Below are 15,984 nucleotides of genomic sequence, written 5' to 3'. Positions count from 1 at the left end.
CTTATCTCTCGGTCAGCGCATTTTCCTTGGCTTTCAGTATAGGTTTGAGCAAGTAATTCAAGACGGATTTATGCCCGGTCAATATATCCACTGTCGCCATCATTCCGGGGATAATATATAGCGGCTTTTGCTCGGTTCCCAAGTAATTTTTCTCTGTTCTCACCCGGATAATATAATAGGTTTCCTCTTTTTGTTTTTTTTCATCGGTTATCGTATCGGCACTAATCTGCTCTACTTTTCCGGGAAGACCTCCGTAGATGGAAAAATCATAGGCAGTTATTTTTACCATTGCTTCCTGCCCAATCTTTATAAATCCAATATCGGAAGGTTTGATTTTGGCTTCAATTAATAAAGTATCGTCGAGCGGTACAATTTCAATGATATCCATTCCTGGTTGAATTACTCCCCCAATGGTATTTACCTTGATTTGTTTGACTATTCCTTTTACTGGAGAGCGCACGGTAGTCCTGACTAATCGGTCCTTGTCAGCCATATGCGCTTCGTTTAGCGCCGCAAATTCGCCCTTGGCTTTATTCAACTGTTCTAAAGCCTGCGATTTAAACTGAAATATTTTACCCTTTAACTCGTTAACACTGCGTTGCAGGCGCAAAATTTCCACTTCGGATACAGCGCCTTTGTCAACCAGGGGTCTGGAAAGATTTAATTCCTTAATGGCATTGTCGAGGGCTTCTTTCATCTGTTCCAATTCTTCTTTTCTGGAATTGAATAATGCTTTTTCAGCTTCGACCAACCCTGGATTTTGCTTGGAAAACTCAGAGGGTACTGACATTTTCGATCCGCTCATTTCCGCGTTCAGGCGCATTATCTGGATCTGTAAGGCAGCCATCTTCTTTTGTGCTTCATTAAAAGTAGCCATAAAACGAGTATTATCGATTTGCATCAGGATTTGGTTTTGCTGAACAATCTGTCCTTCTCGTACATAGAGTTTGTGAACGATTCCGCCCTCAAGATTCTGAATAATCTGAATCTGACTGGAGGGGATTACCTTGCCTTCTCCTTTGGTTACTTCGTCCAGAATGGCAAAATGGGCCCATAAAAATGCAACGCAGACAAAGATAATCGTTCCCCATAGGATTAAATGTGAAAATATGCGTGATTTTTCAGACATTATTTTTTTCCTTTTGAACAGTCATCCCTGTACGAAGGGTTGCCAGGACCGTTTCTTTGCTGCCATTGGCGACTAAGCGGCCTTCGTCAAGTACAATAATGCGATCGACTAATTCCAGCATGGACAATTTATGGGTAATAAGAATCAGAGTATGCTTCGGAGTCAAAAATTGGGTAAGCTGCTCTTTCACATAGCGCTCACTGTTGTCATCCATTGCTGAGGTCGGTTCATCCATAATCAGTAAATGCGGATTACGAAGCAGAGCGCGGGCAATTGCAACGGATTGGCGTTGCCCTCCTGACAACTCGCTTCCTTTTTCGCCCACTTGCCGGTCAAAACCATCCGGATGTTTATTAGTAAAACTACCGACTCCTCCAGCATTTGCTGCTCTAATGATTGATTTGTCGTCAATAAAGGGCGCGCCAATAGTGATATTTTCTCTGACGCTTCCATAAAACAGGCTGACATCCTGGGGTACGTAGCCAATCTGCTGTCTAAGATCGTCAGGATTAATCTGCCGATAATCGGTATCATCCAATAATATTGCACCCTCGGTAGGGAGATACAGCTTAAGAATTAATTTCGCCAGAGTGGATTTACCTGAACCGACACGTCCGATTACTGCTATTTTTTCACCGGCTTTTATCGAGAAAGTCAGATTTTTCAGAATAGGAAGTTTTTTATCCCCATAATCAAAAGAAACTTGTTTAAACTCGACATTACCCTTTAAGGCAGGGCGATGTAGAAAATGCGATTCCTCTGAAACATCGAGAGGCATCTGCATCACTCGGTTCAATGATTTAAGCGCATTAACGGACTGGTAGTAACGAGTCAGCAAGGAAGCAACCTGCGACATGGGCGCTAGCGCACGGCCGGTGAGAATAGTGCAGGCGATTAATGCTCCCATTGTTAAATTCCCTTCGCTAATCATATATACACCGGCAATAACCATAATTATCGTTGCCGATTGCTGTGCGAATGCCGTTAAATTCATACTGATATTTGAGACACTACGCAGTTTCATTCCGGTTTTGGCGGAAAGACGGATAAGCTGCTCCCATCTCGATTGTAAAGCCGATTCTGCTCCCACTGTTTTCACAGTTTCAATATTAGCCAGCGACTCAAATAAGGTCGCCTGTTTTTCAGCGGCTAATTGATAGGATTGCTTGGTTAGTCTGACTAAAGGGAGTTGCAAAATGAATCCGACTAGAAAAATTATTGGGACAATAATTAATGGAATAAGAAAAAGATTACCCCCGATAAAATAGATTACAAGTATAAAAATAGCGACGAAAGGTAAGTCAACCAGTACTGTCATTGTGCCTGAAGTTATAAAATCCCGGAAAACTTCAAAAGATTGAACTGTATTGCTTAAAGCGCCCACAGATTTGGGCCTGTCTTTCATATTAACGCCCAAAATCTGTTGAAAGATAGAAGCAGAGAGCTCAACATCACTGCGCTTACTCGCCTGATCAATAAAATGTGCGCGCAAGGTCTTGAATAATAAATCGAATAAAAACACAAGGCCCACACCGCCGGCCAGTACCCACATGGTTTCTATCGCATGATTGGGCACTACCCGGTCATATACGTTCATGGTGAACAGAGGCAACACCAGGGCAAAAATATTAATTAACAGAGAGGCAACCAGTACTTCGGAGTAGAGCGGCCAGGATTTTACCAAAACCTTCCAAAACCAGTTTCTTGAACGTTTACCAGTCGTTTCTTCAGATCTGGTTGTGAATTTATATTCAGGCTGGACGAGAAATGCTTTACCAGTATATAGGGGTAAAATGTCGTCCACATTGAACAGTTGGCTGGAATCCTCTGGTTTGAAGATTTTTCTTTGTCCTTGAGCGTCATGAATCAGTAAACAGGCTTCATCCTCTTTTAAAAGTAATACTGTAGGCAAGCTTTCATCCGAAATTTTACTTATGGGTGTTTCTTTAAGCTCGGCATTTAGCGATGCTCTTGCAGCAGCGCGGGAAAATAGGGCGGGACTTAGCCTGTTACGTTTTAATGGCAGTCGTGCTGAAAGCGATTGAGCAGAGTAAGGGTTTTGATAATACCTGCTTAGTAAAACGAGACAGGATAATAAAGAATCATTAGGAGGAAGCGATTCTTTATCAATAGACGACCAGGATTGTTTTTGAAATATTGTCATAATAATTATCTTTTATAGTTAGTTTGACAAAAAAATTAAACCTCAAGCCATCATAAAAAGGTTATTTTTTTCACGCTATTTCTCAGCGCCGTCTGCTTTTTCAAATGGTAATTTATAAAAACTCAGTGCAAACGAAGAGAACGCCAGTATTGCAATGACCAGTAAGAAAGAAAACTTATTCTCTAAAAGGCTTAAAGCGATAACTCCCATGAAGAAAGAACTTATATTAAGGAGAAGAGAGTAAAGTGAAACTTTAATCATAACTGACTCATCATTACTCTCAACAGCAAGCCGACTAAACACTGGAAATCCTATCCCCAAAGTAAAAATAAGCGGTAATAATGTGGCTATAAGCGTTATGAGCGTAAAGACTCCCAAGAGACTAAATAGTATAGCCAGAAAGCCTGAGATTAGAACAATTATACTGCATAATGTAGCAATACCCCTTAGGGAATACCGTTTTAATAACCAGCCTATGCATCGTGTTCCAAGAATAAAAAAAGCAAAAATCAAGCCTTGTACCACACCAAATGCTATCGGATTGTACTTCAGGTAGCTGATTACGAAAAATGGCCCGCAGATACTCCATGCGGTCATACCGGCAAAAAGTAAACACCATACGGATGCAGGACGGAGAAACCGAGGATTAAATGTTGTTTTCAAATATTTTTTGATCAAAAGGATAAAGTCACTTTTGTGAGCATCCTGACTGGCTGTTTCTGGCATAATTTTGTATAAGTAAATAAGACAGAAAGAAGCAGCCAGGGCAAGAATAAGAAATATCCAGCGCCAGCTGGCCAGCTTCATAATAAATGCTCCCAATATAGGCCCTACGGCAGGAGCAAATACGGTAATACTTCCCATCCATGCAATAATTTTTACGGCCTGTTCCTGGTCATAGAGAACATGTATGGTGCTATAACCTGCAATTATAAGGGAGGTGATGGCCATTCCCTGCAGAAAACGAGCAAAAATTAATACTTCAATTCCAGGAGCAAAAGCGGCCATGAAGGATGCAATGACAAACACAGCTCCTCCCCACAACAGAATTTTTCTCCGGCTATATTGTTCAGAAATCCAGCCTAGCAAAAGCTGAGCAAATACATTACCCAAAAATATGACTGTTAGCGTGAGCTGGACCAGAGAGTCGCTAACCTTAAACTGTTGGGCAATTATCGGCATTGCGGGAAGGTAAGCGTCGATGGATAAATAGCTGATTAATTCGTATGCGACTAGAAATACCGGAAACAACTTTAGATTAGAAGATCTTAGCATTTGTCTGCTGCCTTATTAATACAGCTGGAAGCCCAGCCTCATTATTTTGCTTCGAGTATTGATACTATTGTAATTTTAGCTCAAATTCTAATTTTATCCATCTACAGACAGGCAGTACCTGCGAGGTAGCCTTCAAGTGCCATTTCAAATTTATCCTGGCTCATAAGAATGATTTCACAGATTTCTCTGACCGCTCCTTCGCCGCCGCTCCGCTCGGTGATCCAGTGTGACCACTCTTTCACCTGTTGTACTGCATTGGGTACAGTGACGCCTAATCCGACTTGTTTCATAATCATCAAATCAGACAGGTCATCTCCGATATAAGCAAAATCAGCATCATGTAATTGCAATTCTTCCTTGAGCTGCGTATATGCTTTTCGCTTGTCAATTTGGCCGCAAAAACACAAGATGCCCACTTTCTGCATTCGCTCATAGATCACATTGCTATTGGAGGTGGTGATAACTGCGAGATGAATGCCTGCTGCAATTAACATTTGCATACCAATCCCATCATGGGCATTAAATGCTCTCGTATCCTCGCCGCTACTACCTATGTATACTTTTCCGTCCGTCATTACCCCATCAATGTCGCTAATAAGACATTTTACTTTTTTCGCACGCTCAAACAAATCGCCTTTATTTAATTGATTCATTTTATATTTTCCGAAAAGAGTTTTATAAGTTTTGATTATGTTCTCTCAGTATAGGTACAAATCTTTGATTTTTTTCAGAGTCATGCATAATTTTTAATAGGAGTTTTTGTTTATGATTGCTGTCATGACCGCTTTAAAGTAGCGCCGTGTGTCTTATTTAAGCACACGGATTGTATAAGCCTGAGGGGAAAGCGAAGCTTTTTCCGGGGCAAGCGGCACTACACCATCGTTTTTTAATCAGGAAAAAGTATTTGGGCTTTATGAATGTCGTCATAAATTTGTCCAATAAGGGCATCTATAGATGAGAACTTAATTTCGTCACGCAACTTATGGACAAATAAAATTTCCAGCACCTCACCATACAGATCACCAGAGAAGTTGAAAATAAAAACTTCCAGCACCTGGGTAGAGCCTCTTACTGTAGGTCTTTTACCCACACTGGCAACCCCCTGATAACTCTGGCCATTTTTACGTCTTATCTTGACGTAAAAAATGCCTGACAGGCAAGGGTACATATGCTCAGCATCGATATTTGCTGTAGGAATACCCCATTGACGACCCAACTGTTTTCCCTTTTGAACTCGTCCGATATAGCGAAAGTCGTCTTCGAGATCATGTACGAAATGATTGCAGTCGCAAAGCTTCTCAAACTGTTTAAAATGCACAGAGAACTTTTCGTTGTGGATTGAATTTTCAGAGATTAGTGAAATTTTAGGAGGGTCGCCCAAGGGCTGGTAAGTAAATTTTGACTGTGTAGACTGTTTGATCTCGTTTGGAGCGGACGCTTTATCTTGATAATATTTCATGACAGGGCCTCTTTCATACAAAACTGCTAAGCCAATCTCGCAATAACAGTAATGAATAACTTGATATTGTTGACGATCCTACCGTTCAACACCCAAATCTCTCACGATAAAAATTGAACTCAGCCGAATTCGACTGAGCAAATAGTTGTATTTTGTCAGATGAAACATTTTTTTTAAAAATCTTCATATCAGACACCTTTCTTACTAAAGTCCTGGCCATCCTGGTAATTAATAAGCATCTTGGTCAGGATCCCATCGTTTGACAACTCCAGAATCAATATCAAAAAGATCCAAAGCTCGACCCACACTGTGGTCAACGACATCGGCTACAGTTTGTGGATTGTTGTAGAAAGCAGGCATCACTGGGCAAATAATGCCGCCTTGCATGGTTACTTTAACCATATTTTCCAGATGGCCAAGATGCAAAGGAGATTCTCTGGTCATTAGAACCAGTTTTCGTCTATCCTTGAGCATGACATCAGCCGCACGTCCGATAAGATTGGTGCTGATACCATGTGCAATTTCAGCCAATGTTTTCATTGAGCAGGGAGCTACGATCATCCCCAGGGCTTTAAAGGACCCGCTGGCGATATTGGCACCAATGTCGTTAATAGGATGATATACATCCGCCATACTTTTTAGTTCTGAGACAGAGAGCTCTGTTTCGTATTCGCGAGTCAACTGAGCTGACTTACTGACAACCAGATGAGTTTCAATCGGGAGAGAGCGTAAAAGCTGTAACAAACGGATTCCGTAAATAATACCGGACGCACCACTTATACCCACAATAAGGCGAGGATTATTCTTCATCCTATGACTCCTTCAATTAATAATTTTTTGCAGATTCAAGTCAAAGGTAAGTATAGCAGTGTTTTTTTCCTGCATGGCTATGAATTGGTAAAAAAGAAATCGCTTAAAAATTATACTCCTGCAGATAAAATCTAAAAGAAAGAGAAGTCATTGATACGTAAACGGATAAGTTTGAAGCGTATCTCTGTCACAATGACTTGATAATTACCTGAACTTTTACTTATCAATGGAACATGGGATTAAATCTTATAATGAAACCTTTTTTGCAGCCATAAATACCAGCACTGAAAGGCTTTGTACTGATCATGTCGAGTCCATGCCAAAATAGTCTTTCGCATTCTGGATATCCTGGCGAATTTGTGTAATTAAAGCTTCCACATTCGGAAATTTTACTTCATCACGCAGTTTATGTAAAAAAATAACCTTTATATTTTCGTTATAAATGTTTTCATTGAACTCAAAAATATAAACTTCTAAAACATGGTTTAACCCATTTACAGTAGGGCGACTTCCTAAATTTGCGACACCGATTAATTCGCGGTTCCCGAATTCAACTTTCACACAAAAAACACCCGTAAAAGGTAAGGGGCGATTAGCCATATCTAAATTAGCCGTTGGTATTCCCCATTGGCGGCCTAATTGAGCCCCTTCGATAACACGTCCAGAAAACTCATAAGGTTCTTTGGAATCCTTTCCAACTTCATATTGCATGGCTATATTTTCTACGTATTTCTGGCAATATTTCCTTGGCAAAAATAGGAATGTCGTGCAAATAATCAGGAAAAATTATCATCATGCCATCAATATGAGTGCGATCAAATATTTCCAGAATCCGCTCCCTAATGGTTTGTGTTGAACCGGCTATCCGCATCGATAGAAAACCAGTGCGTGCAGCTTTAACGTAGTCATTTTCTTTACCAATTTCTTTGTCCAACAGGCCATAAGCTTTAAGCATCCCGTTTAGCGCGCCTTCATCCAATCCCTCGCTATAATACCTGGCACGAGCCTGAGCTTTAGCATCGGTTTCATCCATGATTAAAGTCATCTGAATATAGGTGCGCATATAGCGATTTTTTTGCTCAGCATGTTCTTTGACGGACAAGCTAATCTTTGCCAAATCTTCATCTGTTTTACCACTTAGGAAAATAGCATCGGTTTCATTAATGGTAAAATTCATGCCTTGTGGAGAAATACCCGCGCAAATCAGGAAAGGCTGCTTCTCAGGTTTAGGGCCAGATTGACAGTCAATAAGGGTAAAATACTTACCTTTCATTGTGACCGATTCCTCGCGCCAAAGTGCTTTTATTGCCTGAATCCACTCAGTGGCCAAATCATAACGTTGATCATGATTAACATCATCCAACCATGCTCCCATTTGAGCAAATTCATCCTTATAGGAACCCGTTACTATATTTAAACCAGCTCGGCCGTTACTTATCTTATCCAAAGTAGTGATTATTTTTGCCGCAACCGCCGGGTTTTGTAATAGAGTATGAATGGTTGTCCAAACTTTAACCCGTGATGTGATGGCTGCAATTGCCGCTGCCAATAACGTAGCATCAAGCGTATCGTTCCAATGTCTAGTCTCTCCACCGTATCCTCGATACTTAGCCATTGACATAACAAAATCAAAGTCTAACTTCTCGGTCATTAACGCAATTTGTTTATTAAGCTCATAACTGCCATCAAGTTCAGGTTTATTCTTGGATAAAATCCAACCGCCGTTACCCATAGGGAGGAACACACCAATATCTTTTCCATGGGTGTCAGACGGTAAACCAAAGCTATTTTTATAGATGCTCATTTTTTTTTTCGACTCCTTCCCGGTTCATCAGCGTTCCTTCATTTTGCTGAACGCAAAAAGAGAATGAAATAATATAAAGGCCCTTTATTCAAGCAGTCCTTCGATAATAATCCTCAATAGTTGATTCAAGCTTGTTCTGCGCTGATAAAATAAACTCACAGACTTCACGTACAGCGCCATGGCCGCCTTCTTTTTTTGTCTGCCAATGAGAAATTTCCTTTACCTGCACTACTGCATTAGCGACTGCAATACTAAGACCGACCCGGCTCATAACACATAGATCGGGAAGATCATCACCGCAATAAGCGATTGCCTCATCATCTAATTGAAGCTCTTCTTTAAGATGATAGTATGAAGGTAATTTATCACTTAGTCCCGTGTAACAAATTACTCCAAACCGTTCTAAATGATGAGTAATTGAAGAAATTTCGGAAGTAGTCAAAATAGCAAATTTAATGTCATTCTTTATGAGCATATTTATACCGACACCATCTAAGGCATTAAGTACTTTTAAATCAAACCCACTCTGTGACATGTAAATTGAACCATCAGTCATTACGCCATCCAGATCACAGATTAGACATTTTATTTTTGATGCCCTCTGAATCGGATCATTGATTTTTGTTTTTGTGGTAAGATTGCTCATAATTATAACCTGCTGTGTTTAAATTAATTTTTTGGGTTTTTAATCTAAGAAATGGATTCGTTCTTTGGGTCACTCTATAAGGTATAGCTTACCCTTATTGAATTGGTCAAGCTTCATTCACAGTCCCAGGAAGTGCATAAATCAATCTGTCATTGATGTTCCAGAAATCCAAGCCGCTATTTTTGGAACCATTGCTTTTTCTGTCCATGGATTACACAACCTTTTAACTGCTCATAATAAATCCTCTGCCGCATCTTTTTGTCTAGTAAACTAAAAAAACTATCTTTTTTTCCACAAAAATCAAAATATAAAACTATAGTTAGATAAAAGAATAAATAGTTAGTTGCCAGCATGGATGAAAATTATCTTTTAGCCGCCTTAGAACAGGCCTTTCTGGGACGAGGAACTTGTGCTCCCAACCCAAGTGTTGGAGCGGTTGCTGTCCGTGAAGGGAACATTATCGCTCGGGCATTTCATAAAGGAGCCGGTACTCCACATGCGGAGGTTCTGGTTTTTGAGCAGTTTCCAAAACATCTGGAAGGAGTCACCCTTTATGTCACCCTGGAGCCTTGTAATCATTGGGGACGCACACCGCCTTGTGTGAATGCGATTATTGCGCAGGGAGTCGATAGAGTGGTGTACGGGTATCGAGATCCCAATCCTGTAGTCATTTCCAATAATACCCCTTCTATTCTGAAAGAACATGGCATCGAAAGCCGTTATCTTCCTTTGAAAGAAATCGATGATTTTTATATCAGCTACCGACACTGGCGGCTTACTAAAAAGCCATTCGTAAGCACTGCGGTAAAACAAAATCTATCAGGCGAATTGAATTTCAGTTTGATTAATCCATCACAGCATAATTTTTTTCAAATGCAACGGAAAAATGCAGATATCATTTTAACTGTTGCTGAAGGTGATTACCCTGACAGTCAAATGATTAATATCAATATAAATGGCAATAAATATCAGAAAAATATCGCCATCATAGATGATAATCTTCAATTAGATAATTCCTCTGAAATCTTTAATTCATCTAAAAAAGTATTAATTTATTTTGATGAAGGAGAGGAACCAATAGCTCAAAACAAATCAGCGACATATTACACTAAAAAATCGAAAAATTATGAGTCAAGTTTAAATGAAATAATCACTCATCTTGGCGAACTTGGATATCATGATGTATGGGTGGAAGGAAGTGCTGATCTTCTGACAGCTTTACATCAAGCAGATCTTGTGGATAGAACTTATATTTATTCTGATGAAAATCAGAAGAATATAAGTGACGGAGAATTATTGAAAAATAGCCTGAATCATCAAAAAAAAGCTGTATTAACCTGGCAAATGATGGATGAAGAATCCATACTTTGCTGTGATTGGAGGAAACGCTAGTGTTTACAGGTTTAGTAGAGAAAGTGGGGAAAGTTTTGACCAATACACCTGTGTCGTCTGGAAACAGGCTGGTAGTCGAAGCATTTATACCCGATTTACAGGAAGGTGAGAGTATTGCTGTCAATGGAACATGTTTAACCTGGTTGCCTGAATCGCCAACAAAACTACAATTTGATGTTTCACCAGAAACACTCGATGTAACGACTCTGGGAAGTCTGCAAGAGGGGGAACCAGTTAATCTTGAGCGTGCGATGATGGCATCCACGCGTCTGGGAGGTCACTATGTATGTGGCCATGTCAATACAACAGCATTTGTAAAAGAGAGGAGGAAAATTAAAGATTTTACAGAACTTGTGGTCGGTGGTTTTTCAGAAGATCAAAGGAAATACCTTATACCAAAAGGGTCAATTACCTTGGATGGAGTGAGTTTGACAATTAATGATGTTAGAGGGCGAGAAATTTCATTAATGATTGTGCCATATACTCTCGAAAATACCACGCTGAAGTTTATAGGAGAAGGGAAAAAAATCAATGTGGAATTTGATTATATCGCACAAATTGTTGCATACAATTTGTCTCTAGTTGGTTAATTTTTTACAGATATTTAGGGGTGAAAAATATGTCAAATAGTGCCTTTGCATCAATAGAGGAAGCTGTTGCAGCGTATAAAGCCGGTAAAATGATCATTTTGATGGATGATGAAGACCGGGAAAATGAAGGCGATTTATGTATCGCTGCGCAATTTGCGACACCGGAAGCAATTAATTTTATGGCTACACACGGCCGGGGACTCATTTGCCTTGCTATGGAAGGAGCCATCATTGATAAGTTTAACTTACCCATGATGGTCGCTAAAAATGGTTCGCCTTTTGGCACAGCTTTTACAGTTTCAATTGAGGCTTCGACAGGAGTGTCAACTGGTATTTCTGCTTATGATCGAGCTCGAACAATTCAGGTAGCTGCGGATCCAAACAGCAAAAGTGGTGATCTTATTTCCCCAGGACACATATTCCCATTGAGAGCCAGAGATCGAGGGGTGCTGGAGCGTGGCGGTCAAACCGAGGGAAGTGTTGACTTGGCCAGGTTAGCGGGTTTAACTCCAGCTTCAGTGATCTGCGAAATTATGAATACCGATGGAACAATGAGTCGACGTGATACCTTAACATTTTTTGCCAAGAAACATGGGTTGCTCATGGTAACCATCAAAGCGCTTTTAGAATATCGTATCCGCAATGAAACACTGATTCAACCACAGGCAACCGTTAATTTACCAATGAAAAACTACAAAGATTTTCGCATGACTGTGTTTTCAAATCAGCTTGATAATTCAGAACATTTTGTGCTGATTAAAGAATCAGTTAATAAAGATGTTCCTCCTTTAGTCCGTATCCATTCGGAATGTATAACCGGGGATGTTTTCGGTTCATTCCGATGTGACTGTGGCATGCAATTGCAAAATTCAATTGACCGTATCGCTCAAGAAGGGGGAGTTCTAATATACTTGCGTCAGGAAGGACGAGGTATTGGTCTGGCTAATAAACTCAAAGCCTATGAGCTGCAGGAAAAAGGTTTGGACACAGTGGATGCTAATCTGAAACTGGGATTGCCGGTTGATAAACGCGATTATGCGATGGCTTATCAGATACTACGCCATTTAAAAGTGGACTCTATCAGACTTTTAACTAATAATCCTTCAAAAATCGAAGACCTGGAAAAGTATGGTATCAAGGTGGTCGAACGTATTTCAGCACAAATGCCGCCCACCATGGAAAATCATTTCTATCTGAAAACCAAAAAAGACAGATTAGGGCATTTTCTTAATTTAGGTGAGGATGTGTCATGATACATTATAAAAACACTGAAGAAGAAGGTATCGTTGAATCTTTTCCGGTTGGAATCGTATTCAGCCTGTTTAATCCGTCAGTATCAAAGCCCCTTTTAGAAGGGGCTCTTGAACACTTGCGGGCAAGAGGATTCAAAGAAGAGCACATAACGGTTGTAGAAACGCCCGGAGCGCTTGATATTCCCTATTTTGCGCGTATGTTGGCAGCTCAGAATCGCTTTGAGGCACTCATTGTGCTTGGCTCAATTATTCATGGTGAAACCTACCACTATACCTGGGTTGGCCCACAGGTTTGTAAAGATTGCCAGGATATATCAAGAGATTTTAATATTCCTGTTATATTCGGGATTCTAACGACCGAGCATGCCTCGCAAGCGATGGAAGCTCTTGGTGGACGCTACGGACATAAAGGGGTGAATTGTGTAGATTATGCGATTGACATAACCAATGTGCGACGGCAGCTCGCTGCAAGTTAAATAAGTCATGACCGATTAAAAGTAGGGAGAATATAATGCAATATTCAAAGCCGGCTGAAGATCTCAAGCCTGTGAAATCGTTTCCTGTTGCAATAATTACAAGTCAATTTAATTCTGATATTACAGCGGCATTAAAGGAAGGTGCTGTGGATCAACTGCGCAAGAGGGGGATTGAAGATAAGGATATACTGCTCTTTGACGTTCCTGGTGCTATTGAAATCCCGCTGGTTGCGCAACGTATCGCCAGTAAGAAAATGGCAAAAGCAATCATTACTTTAGGCTCGGTGATTCGCGGTGATACCAGTCACTATGATTTGGTCTGTGATGTGGTTAGTGATGGCTGTATGAGAGTCTGTCTGGATCACAGTATTCCAGTTCTTTTTGGGGTGCTGACCACTGAAAACAACGAGCAGGCATGGGATCGTCTGGGAGGCAAGTATGGCCATAAAGGCAGAGAGGTAGCTGATTGTGCCGTGGCAATGCATGAGCTGTTAACCAATCTGGGTTAATTTTCACCATTAAAGATGTTGAAAACTGTTTGTGGAGTTCACAAAAGTACCTTGCGAAAATCGCATAGCTCTTTCATGAGCTCCACTTATCAAACAGCCTTCAATAAGTGACAATCAGTAGTGAGTATCTTTATGGCTAATGAGTTTGAGCAGTTTGAAAAACGAAAACAAGATCATATTAAACTGGCATTGATGCCTGAAAATCAAACCGATAATCTAAGCAGCTTTGATAATTTACATTTTGAACATGAGGCTTTACCTGATTTGGATTTTGATGAAATTTCAATTGAAAGTAACCGCTTTGGGGTTAAGGTAAAATCTCCTTTTTTAATTAGTTCAATGACAGCTGGTCACCTCCATGCAGCCTCAATTAATCGAAACCTGATTGAAGCCTGTGCGCAAAGCGGGTGGGCCATGGGTGTTGGATCTCAACGGCGCGAATTAACCGATCCGAAAGCTGCTTTTGAGTGGCGCTCTTTACGCCAGGATTATCCTCATGTCAGCCTGTTTAGCAATATTGGCATTGCCCAATTAATCATTTCTTCAGTGACTGACATTCAACGTATTACAGAGTCACTTCAGGCCGATGCGTTAATTGTCCACTGTAATCCCCTGCAAGAGTGTATACAGCCGGAAGGAGATACTACCTATAAGGGGTGTTGGAACGCATTGGAAAATATTGTTAAAAAACTTGGATTACCGATCATCGTGAAGGAAACTGGCTGTGGATTCTCAGCTTCCACAGTGAGAAGACTGAAAGATATTGGTATTGCTGCCCTTGATGTAAGTGGATTGGGTGGGACCCATTGGGGACGTATTGAAGGACATCGGGCTATTCATGATCCTGTACGTTATCAGGCCGGTATTACATTTAAGGATTGGGGCGTGGATACAGTGGCGTCGGTGAAAACCGCTGTTGAATTACAACCTGTTTTTGAAGTTTGGGGATCCGGTGGTGTTCTGAATGGCTTAAATGCCGCAAAATTATTCGCATTGGGTGCAAGCACCGTAGGTTATGCCAAGCCAATGCTTGAAGTGGCATTAGAATCGGTTGAGCAAGTCATGTTGCGCATGTCCACCATTGAATACGAATTAAAAGTAGCCATGTTTTGCACTGGGAGCCGCGTACTCAGTGACTTAAAGGGGAAACTATGTGCCTAGAAGATGATACAGCGGAATTATTTCATGGGTTCTCCAAATTAAATTCACAGGAGCGATTCGAGCGATTGATGGCCTTTGGAGTTCTTAACCCTGAGGATGTCAGCTACCTATCCAGGGGAGGGGTTCAGCATATTGATTTATCAGAAAAATTAATCGAAAACTCCATTGGTTATTTCCAGCTCCCTTTAGGTGTGGCCACTAATTTTCGCATCGATCAAAAGGACTATACTATCCCTCTGGCAGTGGAGGAGACATCCATTATCGCGGCTCTATCAAAAACTGCTCGCTGGATAAGACGGCAAGGGCAGATTGAAACCAGAATTAATGGAGAGGGGATTATTGGGCAAATTCAACTGGCTAATGTGAGCAACTTTGAGCAATTTGCCTATCTTTTTGCTGAAAATAGGCAGCGATTGATCGACCACGCCAACTCAGAAGTTGCTGCAAATATGGTCAGGCGGGGCGGAGGTGTCACCGATTTAACTCTGAGACGAGTTCCTGTGGATGAGCAGCGCGATATGGCAGTCATTCATCTGACTCTGAATAGCTGTGATGCGATGGGTGCTAATTTAATCAATCAGGTATTAGAGTTTTTAAAAGAACCCATAGAGCAGCTGACCAATGAAAAAGTAAGCATGTGCATCTTGTCAAATTTAAACGATCAGAAGTTAACCACTGCGAAAGTGTCAATCGAGGGCGTTGACTCGCATCTGGGGAATCGCATACAAGAGGCCTCATTTTTTGCAGAGAAGGATCAATATCGAGCAGCCACCCATAATAAAGGGGTGATGAATGGGATTGATCCGGTGCTGATTGCCACTGGCAATGATTGGCGAGCTGTGGAGTCTGCGGTTCATGCCTATGCCTCCAGAAATGGCCGTTATCAGGCTATTACCATCTGGCGATATAAGGATGGGGTACTAACAGGAGAGATTACTGCACCGATTATTGTGGGGATAGTTGGCGGCGTGACCACCCTGCATCCCACAGCCAGGTTATGTCTTGGTATGATGAAAGTACAATCTGCCAATGAATTATCTCGTGTGATTGCTGCAGTTGGCCTGGTACAAAACCTCGGGGCGCTCACCGCATTATGTACAGATGGGATTGTTAAAGGGCATATGCGTCTGCATATCAATAACTTACTGATGGCGGCAGGAGCCAGCAACGAGGAAATAGACGCTTTGAAAGAACGATTACAGGCCTATCTGGCCTTAAATAAGCGAGTCAATTTAAGCGATGCTCAGCAGTTGTTGGAAGAGTTAAGGATACAAAAACAAAACATTTCCTCATTATAGGGATATCAGGGAGATTGT

16 protein-coding genes are annotated in these 15,984 nt (G+C 41.0%); 7 read left to right on the top strand and 9 right to left on the bottom strand.

Annotation, left to right across the window (positions count from 1 at the left end; genetic code table 11):
- Position 1: 1 nt before the first annotated feature.
- From DYH61_RS07755 to DYH61_RS07715, 9 genes are all read right to left on the bottom strand, one after another.
- Positions 2–1,129 carry an HlyD family type I secretion periplasmic adaptor subunit gene (locus DYH61_RS07755; protein ID WP_058508325.1) on the bottom strand — a complete coding sequence of 376 codons (1,128 nt, stop codon included), beginning with the start codon at positions 1,127–1,129 and terminating at the stop codon, positions 2–4.
- A complete protein-coding gene (locus DYH61_RS07750; protein WP_058508324.1) occupies positions 1,122–3,293 on the bottom strand; it encodes a type I secretion system permease/ATPase in 2,172 nt (723 codons plus the stop codon). Before DYH61_RS07750 ends, DYH61_RS07755 begins: the two co-directional genes overlap by 8 nt.
- A 75-nt stretch (positions 3,294–3,368) precedes the next feature.
- Positions 3,369–4,568: an MFS transporter gene (locus tag DYH61_RS07745; protein ID WP_058508323.1), complete on the bottom strand. Its 1,200-nt coding sequence runs from the start codon at positions 4,566–4,568 to the stop codon at positions 3,369–3,371.
- A 101-nt stretch (positions 4,569–4,669) separates the two neighbouring features.
- Positions 4,670–5,221 carry a KdsC family phosphatase gene (locus DYH61_RS07740; RefSeq protein WP_058508322.1) on the bottom strand — a complete coding sequence of 184 codons (552 nt, stop codon included), beginning with the start codon at positions 5,219–5,221 and terminating at the stop codon, positions 4,670–4,672.
- 233 nt (positions 5,222–5,454) lie between these two features.
- The gene (locus DYH61_RS07735) at positions 5,455–6,027 is read right to left on the bottom strand and encodes a riboflavin kinase (protein ID WP_058508321.1); all 573 of its coding nucleotides are present in this window, start codon (positions 6,025–6,027) and stop codon (positions 5,455–5,457) included.
- Positions 6,028–6,255: 228 nt separating this feature from the next.
- Positions 6,256–6,837: a UbiX family flavin prenyltransferase gene (locus DYH61_RS07730; protein ID WP_058508320.1), complete on the bottom strand. Its 582-nt coding sequence runs from the start codon at positions 6,835–6,837 to the stop codon at positions 6,256–6,258.
- 303 nt (positions 6,838–7,140) lie between these two features.
- Positions 7,141–7,548, bottom strand: coding sequence for a riboflavin kinase (locus DYH61_RS07725; RefSeq protein WP_058508319.1), 408 nt, complete (start codon positions 7,546–7,548; stop codon positions 7,141–7,143).
- A complete protein-coding gene (locus DYH61_RS07720) occupies positions 7,538–8,641 on the bottom strand; it encodes an LLM class flavin-dependent oxidoreductase (RefSeq protein ID WP_058508318.1) in 1,104 nt (367 codons plus the stop codon). The genes DYH61_RS07725 and DYH61_RS07720 overlap by 11 nt, the downstream gene beginning before the upstream one ends.
- Positions 8,642–8,729: 88 nt before the next feature.
- On the bottom strand, positions 8,730–9,287 hold the full coding sequence (locus DYH61_RS07715; protein WP_234999849.1) for a KdsC family phosphatase: 558 nt from the start codon (positions 9,285–9,287) through the stop codon (positions 8,730–8,732).
- A gap of 351 nt (positions 9,288–9,638) precedes the next feature.
- Here DYH61_RS07715 and ribD point away from each other — a divergent pair, with 351 nt between their 5' ends.
- From ribD to DYH61_RS07680, 7 genes are all read left to right on the top strand, one after another.
- The gene (gene ribD / locus DYH61_RS07710) at positions 9,639–10,679 is read left to right on the top strand and encodes a bifunctional diaminohydroxyphosphoribosylaminopyrimidine deaminase/5-amino-6-(5-phosphoribosylamino)uracil reductase RibD (RefSeq protein WP_058508317.1); all 1,041 of its coding nucleotides are present in this window, start codon (positions 9,639–9,641) and stop codon (positions 10,677–10,679) included.
- The gene (locus tag DYH61_RS07705; protein ID WP_058508316.1) at positions 10,679–11,269 is read left to right on the top strand and encodes a riboflavin synthase; all 591 of its coding nucleotides are present in this window, start codon (positions 10,679–10,681) and stop codon (positions 11,267–11,269) included. Before ribD ends, DYH61_RS07705 begins: the two co-directional genes overlap by 1 nt.
- A gap of 29 nt (positions 11,270–11,298) precedes the next feature.
- A complete protein-coding gene (locus DYH61_RS07700) occupies positions 11,299–12,522 on the top strand; it encodes a bifunctional 3,4-dihydroxy-2-butanone-4-phosphate synthase/GTP cyclohydrolase II (protein WP_058508315.1) in 1,224 nt (407 codons plus the stop codon).
- Entirely contained in the window at positions 12,519–12,998 is a 480-nt protein-coding gene (ribH, locus tag DYH61_RS07695; RefSeq protein ID WP_058508314.1) for a 6,7-dimethyl-8-ribityllumazine synthase, read from the top strand. Before DYH61_RS07700 ends, ribH (DYH61_RS07695) begins: the two co-directional genes overlap by 4 nt.
- 35 nt (positions 12,999–13,033) lie before the next feature.
- Positions 13,034–13,507: a 6,7-dimethyl-8-ribityllumazine synthase gene (gene ribH, locus DYH61_RS07690; RefSeq protein WP_058508313.1), complete on the top strand. Its 474-nt coding sequence runs from the start codon at positions 13,034–13,036 to the stop codon at positions 13,505–13,507.
- Between the two features lie 132 nt (positions 13,508–13,639).
- Complete coding sequence (gene fni, locus DYH61_RS07685) at positions 13,640–14,668, top strand: type 2 isopentenyl-diphosphate Delta-isomerase (protein ID WP_058508312.1); 1,029 nt, start codon at positions 13,640–13,642, stop codon at positions 14,666–14,668.
- Positions 14,659–15,966: a hydroxymethylglutaryl-CoA reductase, degradative gene (locus DYH61_RS07680; protein WP_058508311.1), complete on the top strand. Its 1,308-nt coding sequence runs from the start codon at positions 14,659–14,661 to the stop codon at positions 15,964–15,966. Before fni ends, DYH61_RS07680 begins: the two co-directional genes overlap by 10 nt.
- The last annotated feature ends 18 nt before the right edge of the window (positions 15,967–15,984 follow it).

Origin of the sequence: Legionella quinlivanii (assembly GCF_900461555.1) — a bacterium.
Lineage (GTDB): Bacteria > Pseudomonadota > Gammaproteobacteria > Legionellales > Legionellaceae > Legionella_C > Legionella_C quinlivanii.
Note: the sequence above shows the minus strand (reverse complement) of the source record. Positions and strands in the feature narration are given on the sequence as shown.

What these genes read in the sequence shown, in the direction of transcription:
- DYH61_RS07715 (WP_234999849.1), bottom strand. Translation starts at nt 9,287, where the DNA reads ATGAGCAATCTTACCACAAAAACAAAAATCAATGATCCGATTCAGAGG.
- ribH (WP_058508314.1), top strand. Translation starts at nt 12,519, where the DNA reads ATGATACATTATAAAAACACTGAAGAAGAAGGTATCGTTGAATCTTTT.
- DYH61_RS07720 (WP_058508318.1), bottom strand. Translation starts at nt 8,641, where the DNA reads ATGAGCATCTATAAAAATAGCTTTGGTTTACCGTCTGACACCCATGGA.
- DYH61_RS07745 (WP_058508323.1), bottom strand. Translation starts at nt 4,568, where the DNA reads ATGCTAAGATCTTCTAATCTAAAGTTGTTTCCGGTATTTCTAGTCGCA.
- DYH61_RS07750 (WP_058508324.1), bottom strand. Translation starts at nt 3,293, where the DNA reads ATGACAATATTTCAAAAACAATCCTGGTCGTCTATTGATAAAGAATCG.
- DYH61_RS07730 (WP_058508320.1), bottom strand. Translation starts at nt 6,837, where the DNA reads ATGAAGAATAATCCTCGCCTTATTGTGGGTATAAGTGGTGCGTCCGGT.
- DYH61_RS07700 (WP_058508315.1), top strand. Translation starts at nt 11,299, where the DNA reads ATGTCAAATAGTGCCTTTGCATCAATAGAGGAAGCTGTTGCAGCGTAT.
- DYH61_RS07735 (WP_058508321.1), bottom strand. Translation starts at nt 6,027, where the DNA reads ATGAAATATTATCAAGATAAAGCGTCCGCTCCAAACGAGATCAAACAG.
- ribH (WP_058508313.1), top strand. Translation starts at nt 13,034, where the DNA reads ATGCAATATTCAAAGCCGGCTGAAGATCTCAAGCCTGTGAAATCGTTT.
- fni (WP_058508312.1), top strand. Translation starts at nt 13,640, where the DNA reads ATGGCTAATGAGTTTGAGCAGTTTGAAAAACGAAAACAAGATCATATT.
- DYH61_RS07725 (WP_058508319.1), bottom strand. Translation starts at nt 7,548, where the DNA reads ATGCAATATGAAGTTGGAAAGGATTCCAAAGAACCTTATGAGTTTTCT.
- DYH61_RS07755 (WP_058508325.1), bottom strand. Translation starts at nt 1,129, where the DNA reads ATGTCTGAAAAATCACGCATATTTTCACATTTAATCCTATGGGGAACG.
- DYH61_RS07680 (WP_058508311.1), top strand. Translation starts at nt 14,659, where the DNA reads ATGTGCCTAGAAGATGATACAGCGGAATTATTTCATGGGTTCTCCAAA.
- DYH61_RS07740 (WP_058508322.1), bottom strand. Translation starts at nt 5,221, where the DNA reads ATGAATCAATTAAATAAAGGCGATTTGTTTGAGCGTGCGAAAAAAGTA.
- ribD (WP_058508317.1), top strand. Translation starts at nt 9,639, where the DNA reads ATGGATGAAAATTATCTTTTAGCCGCCTTAGAACAGGCCTTTCTGGGA.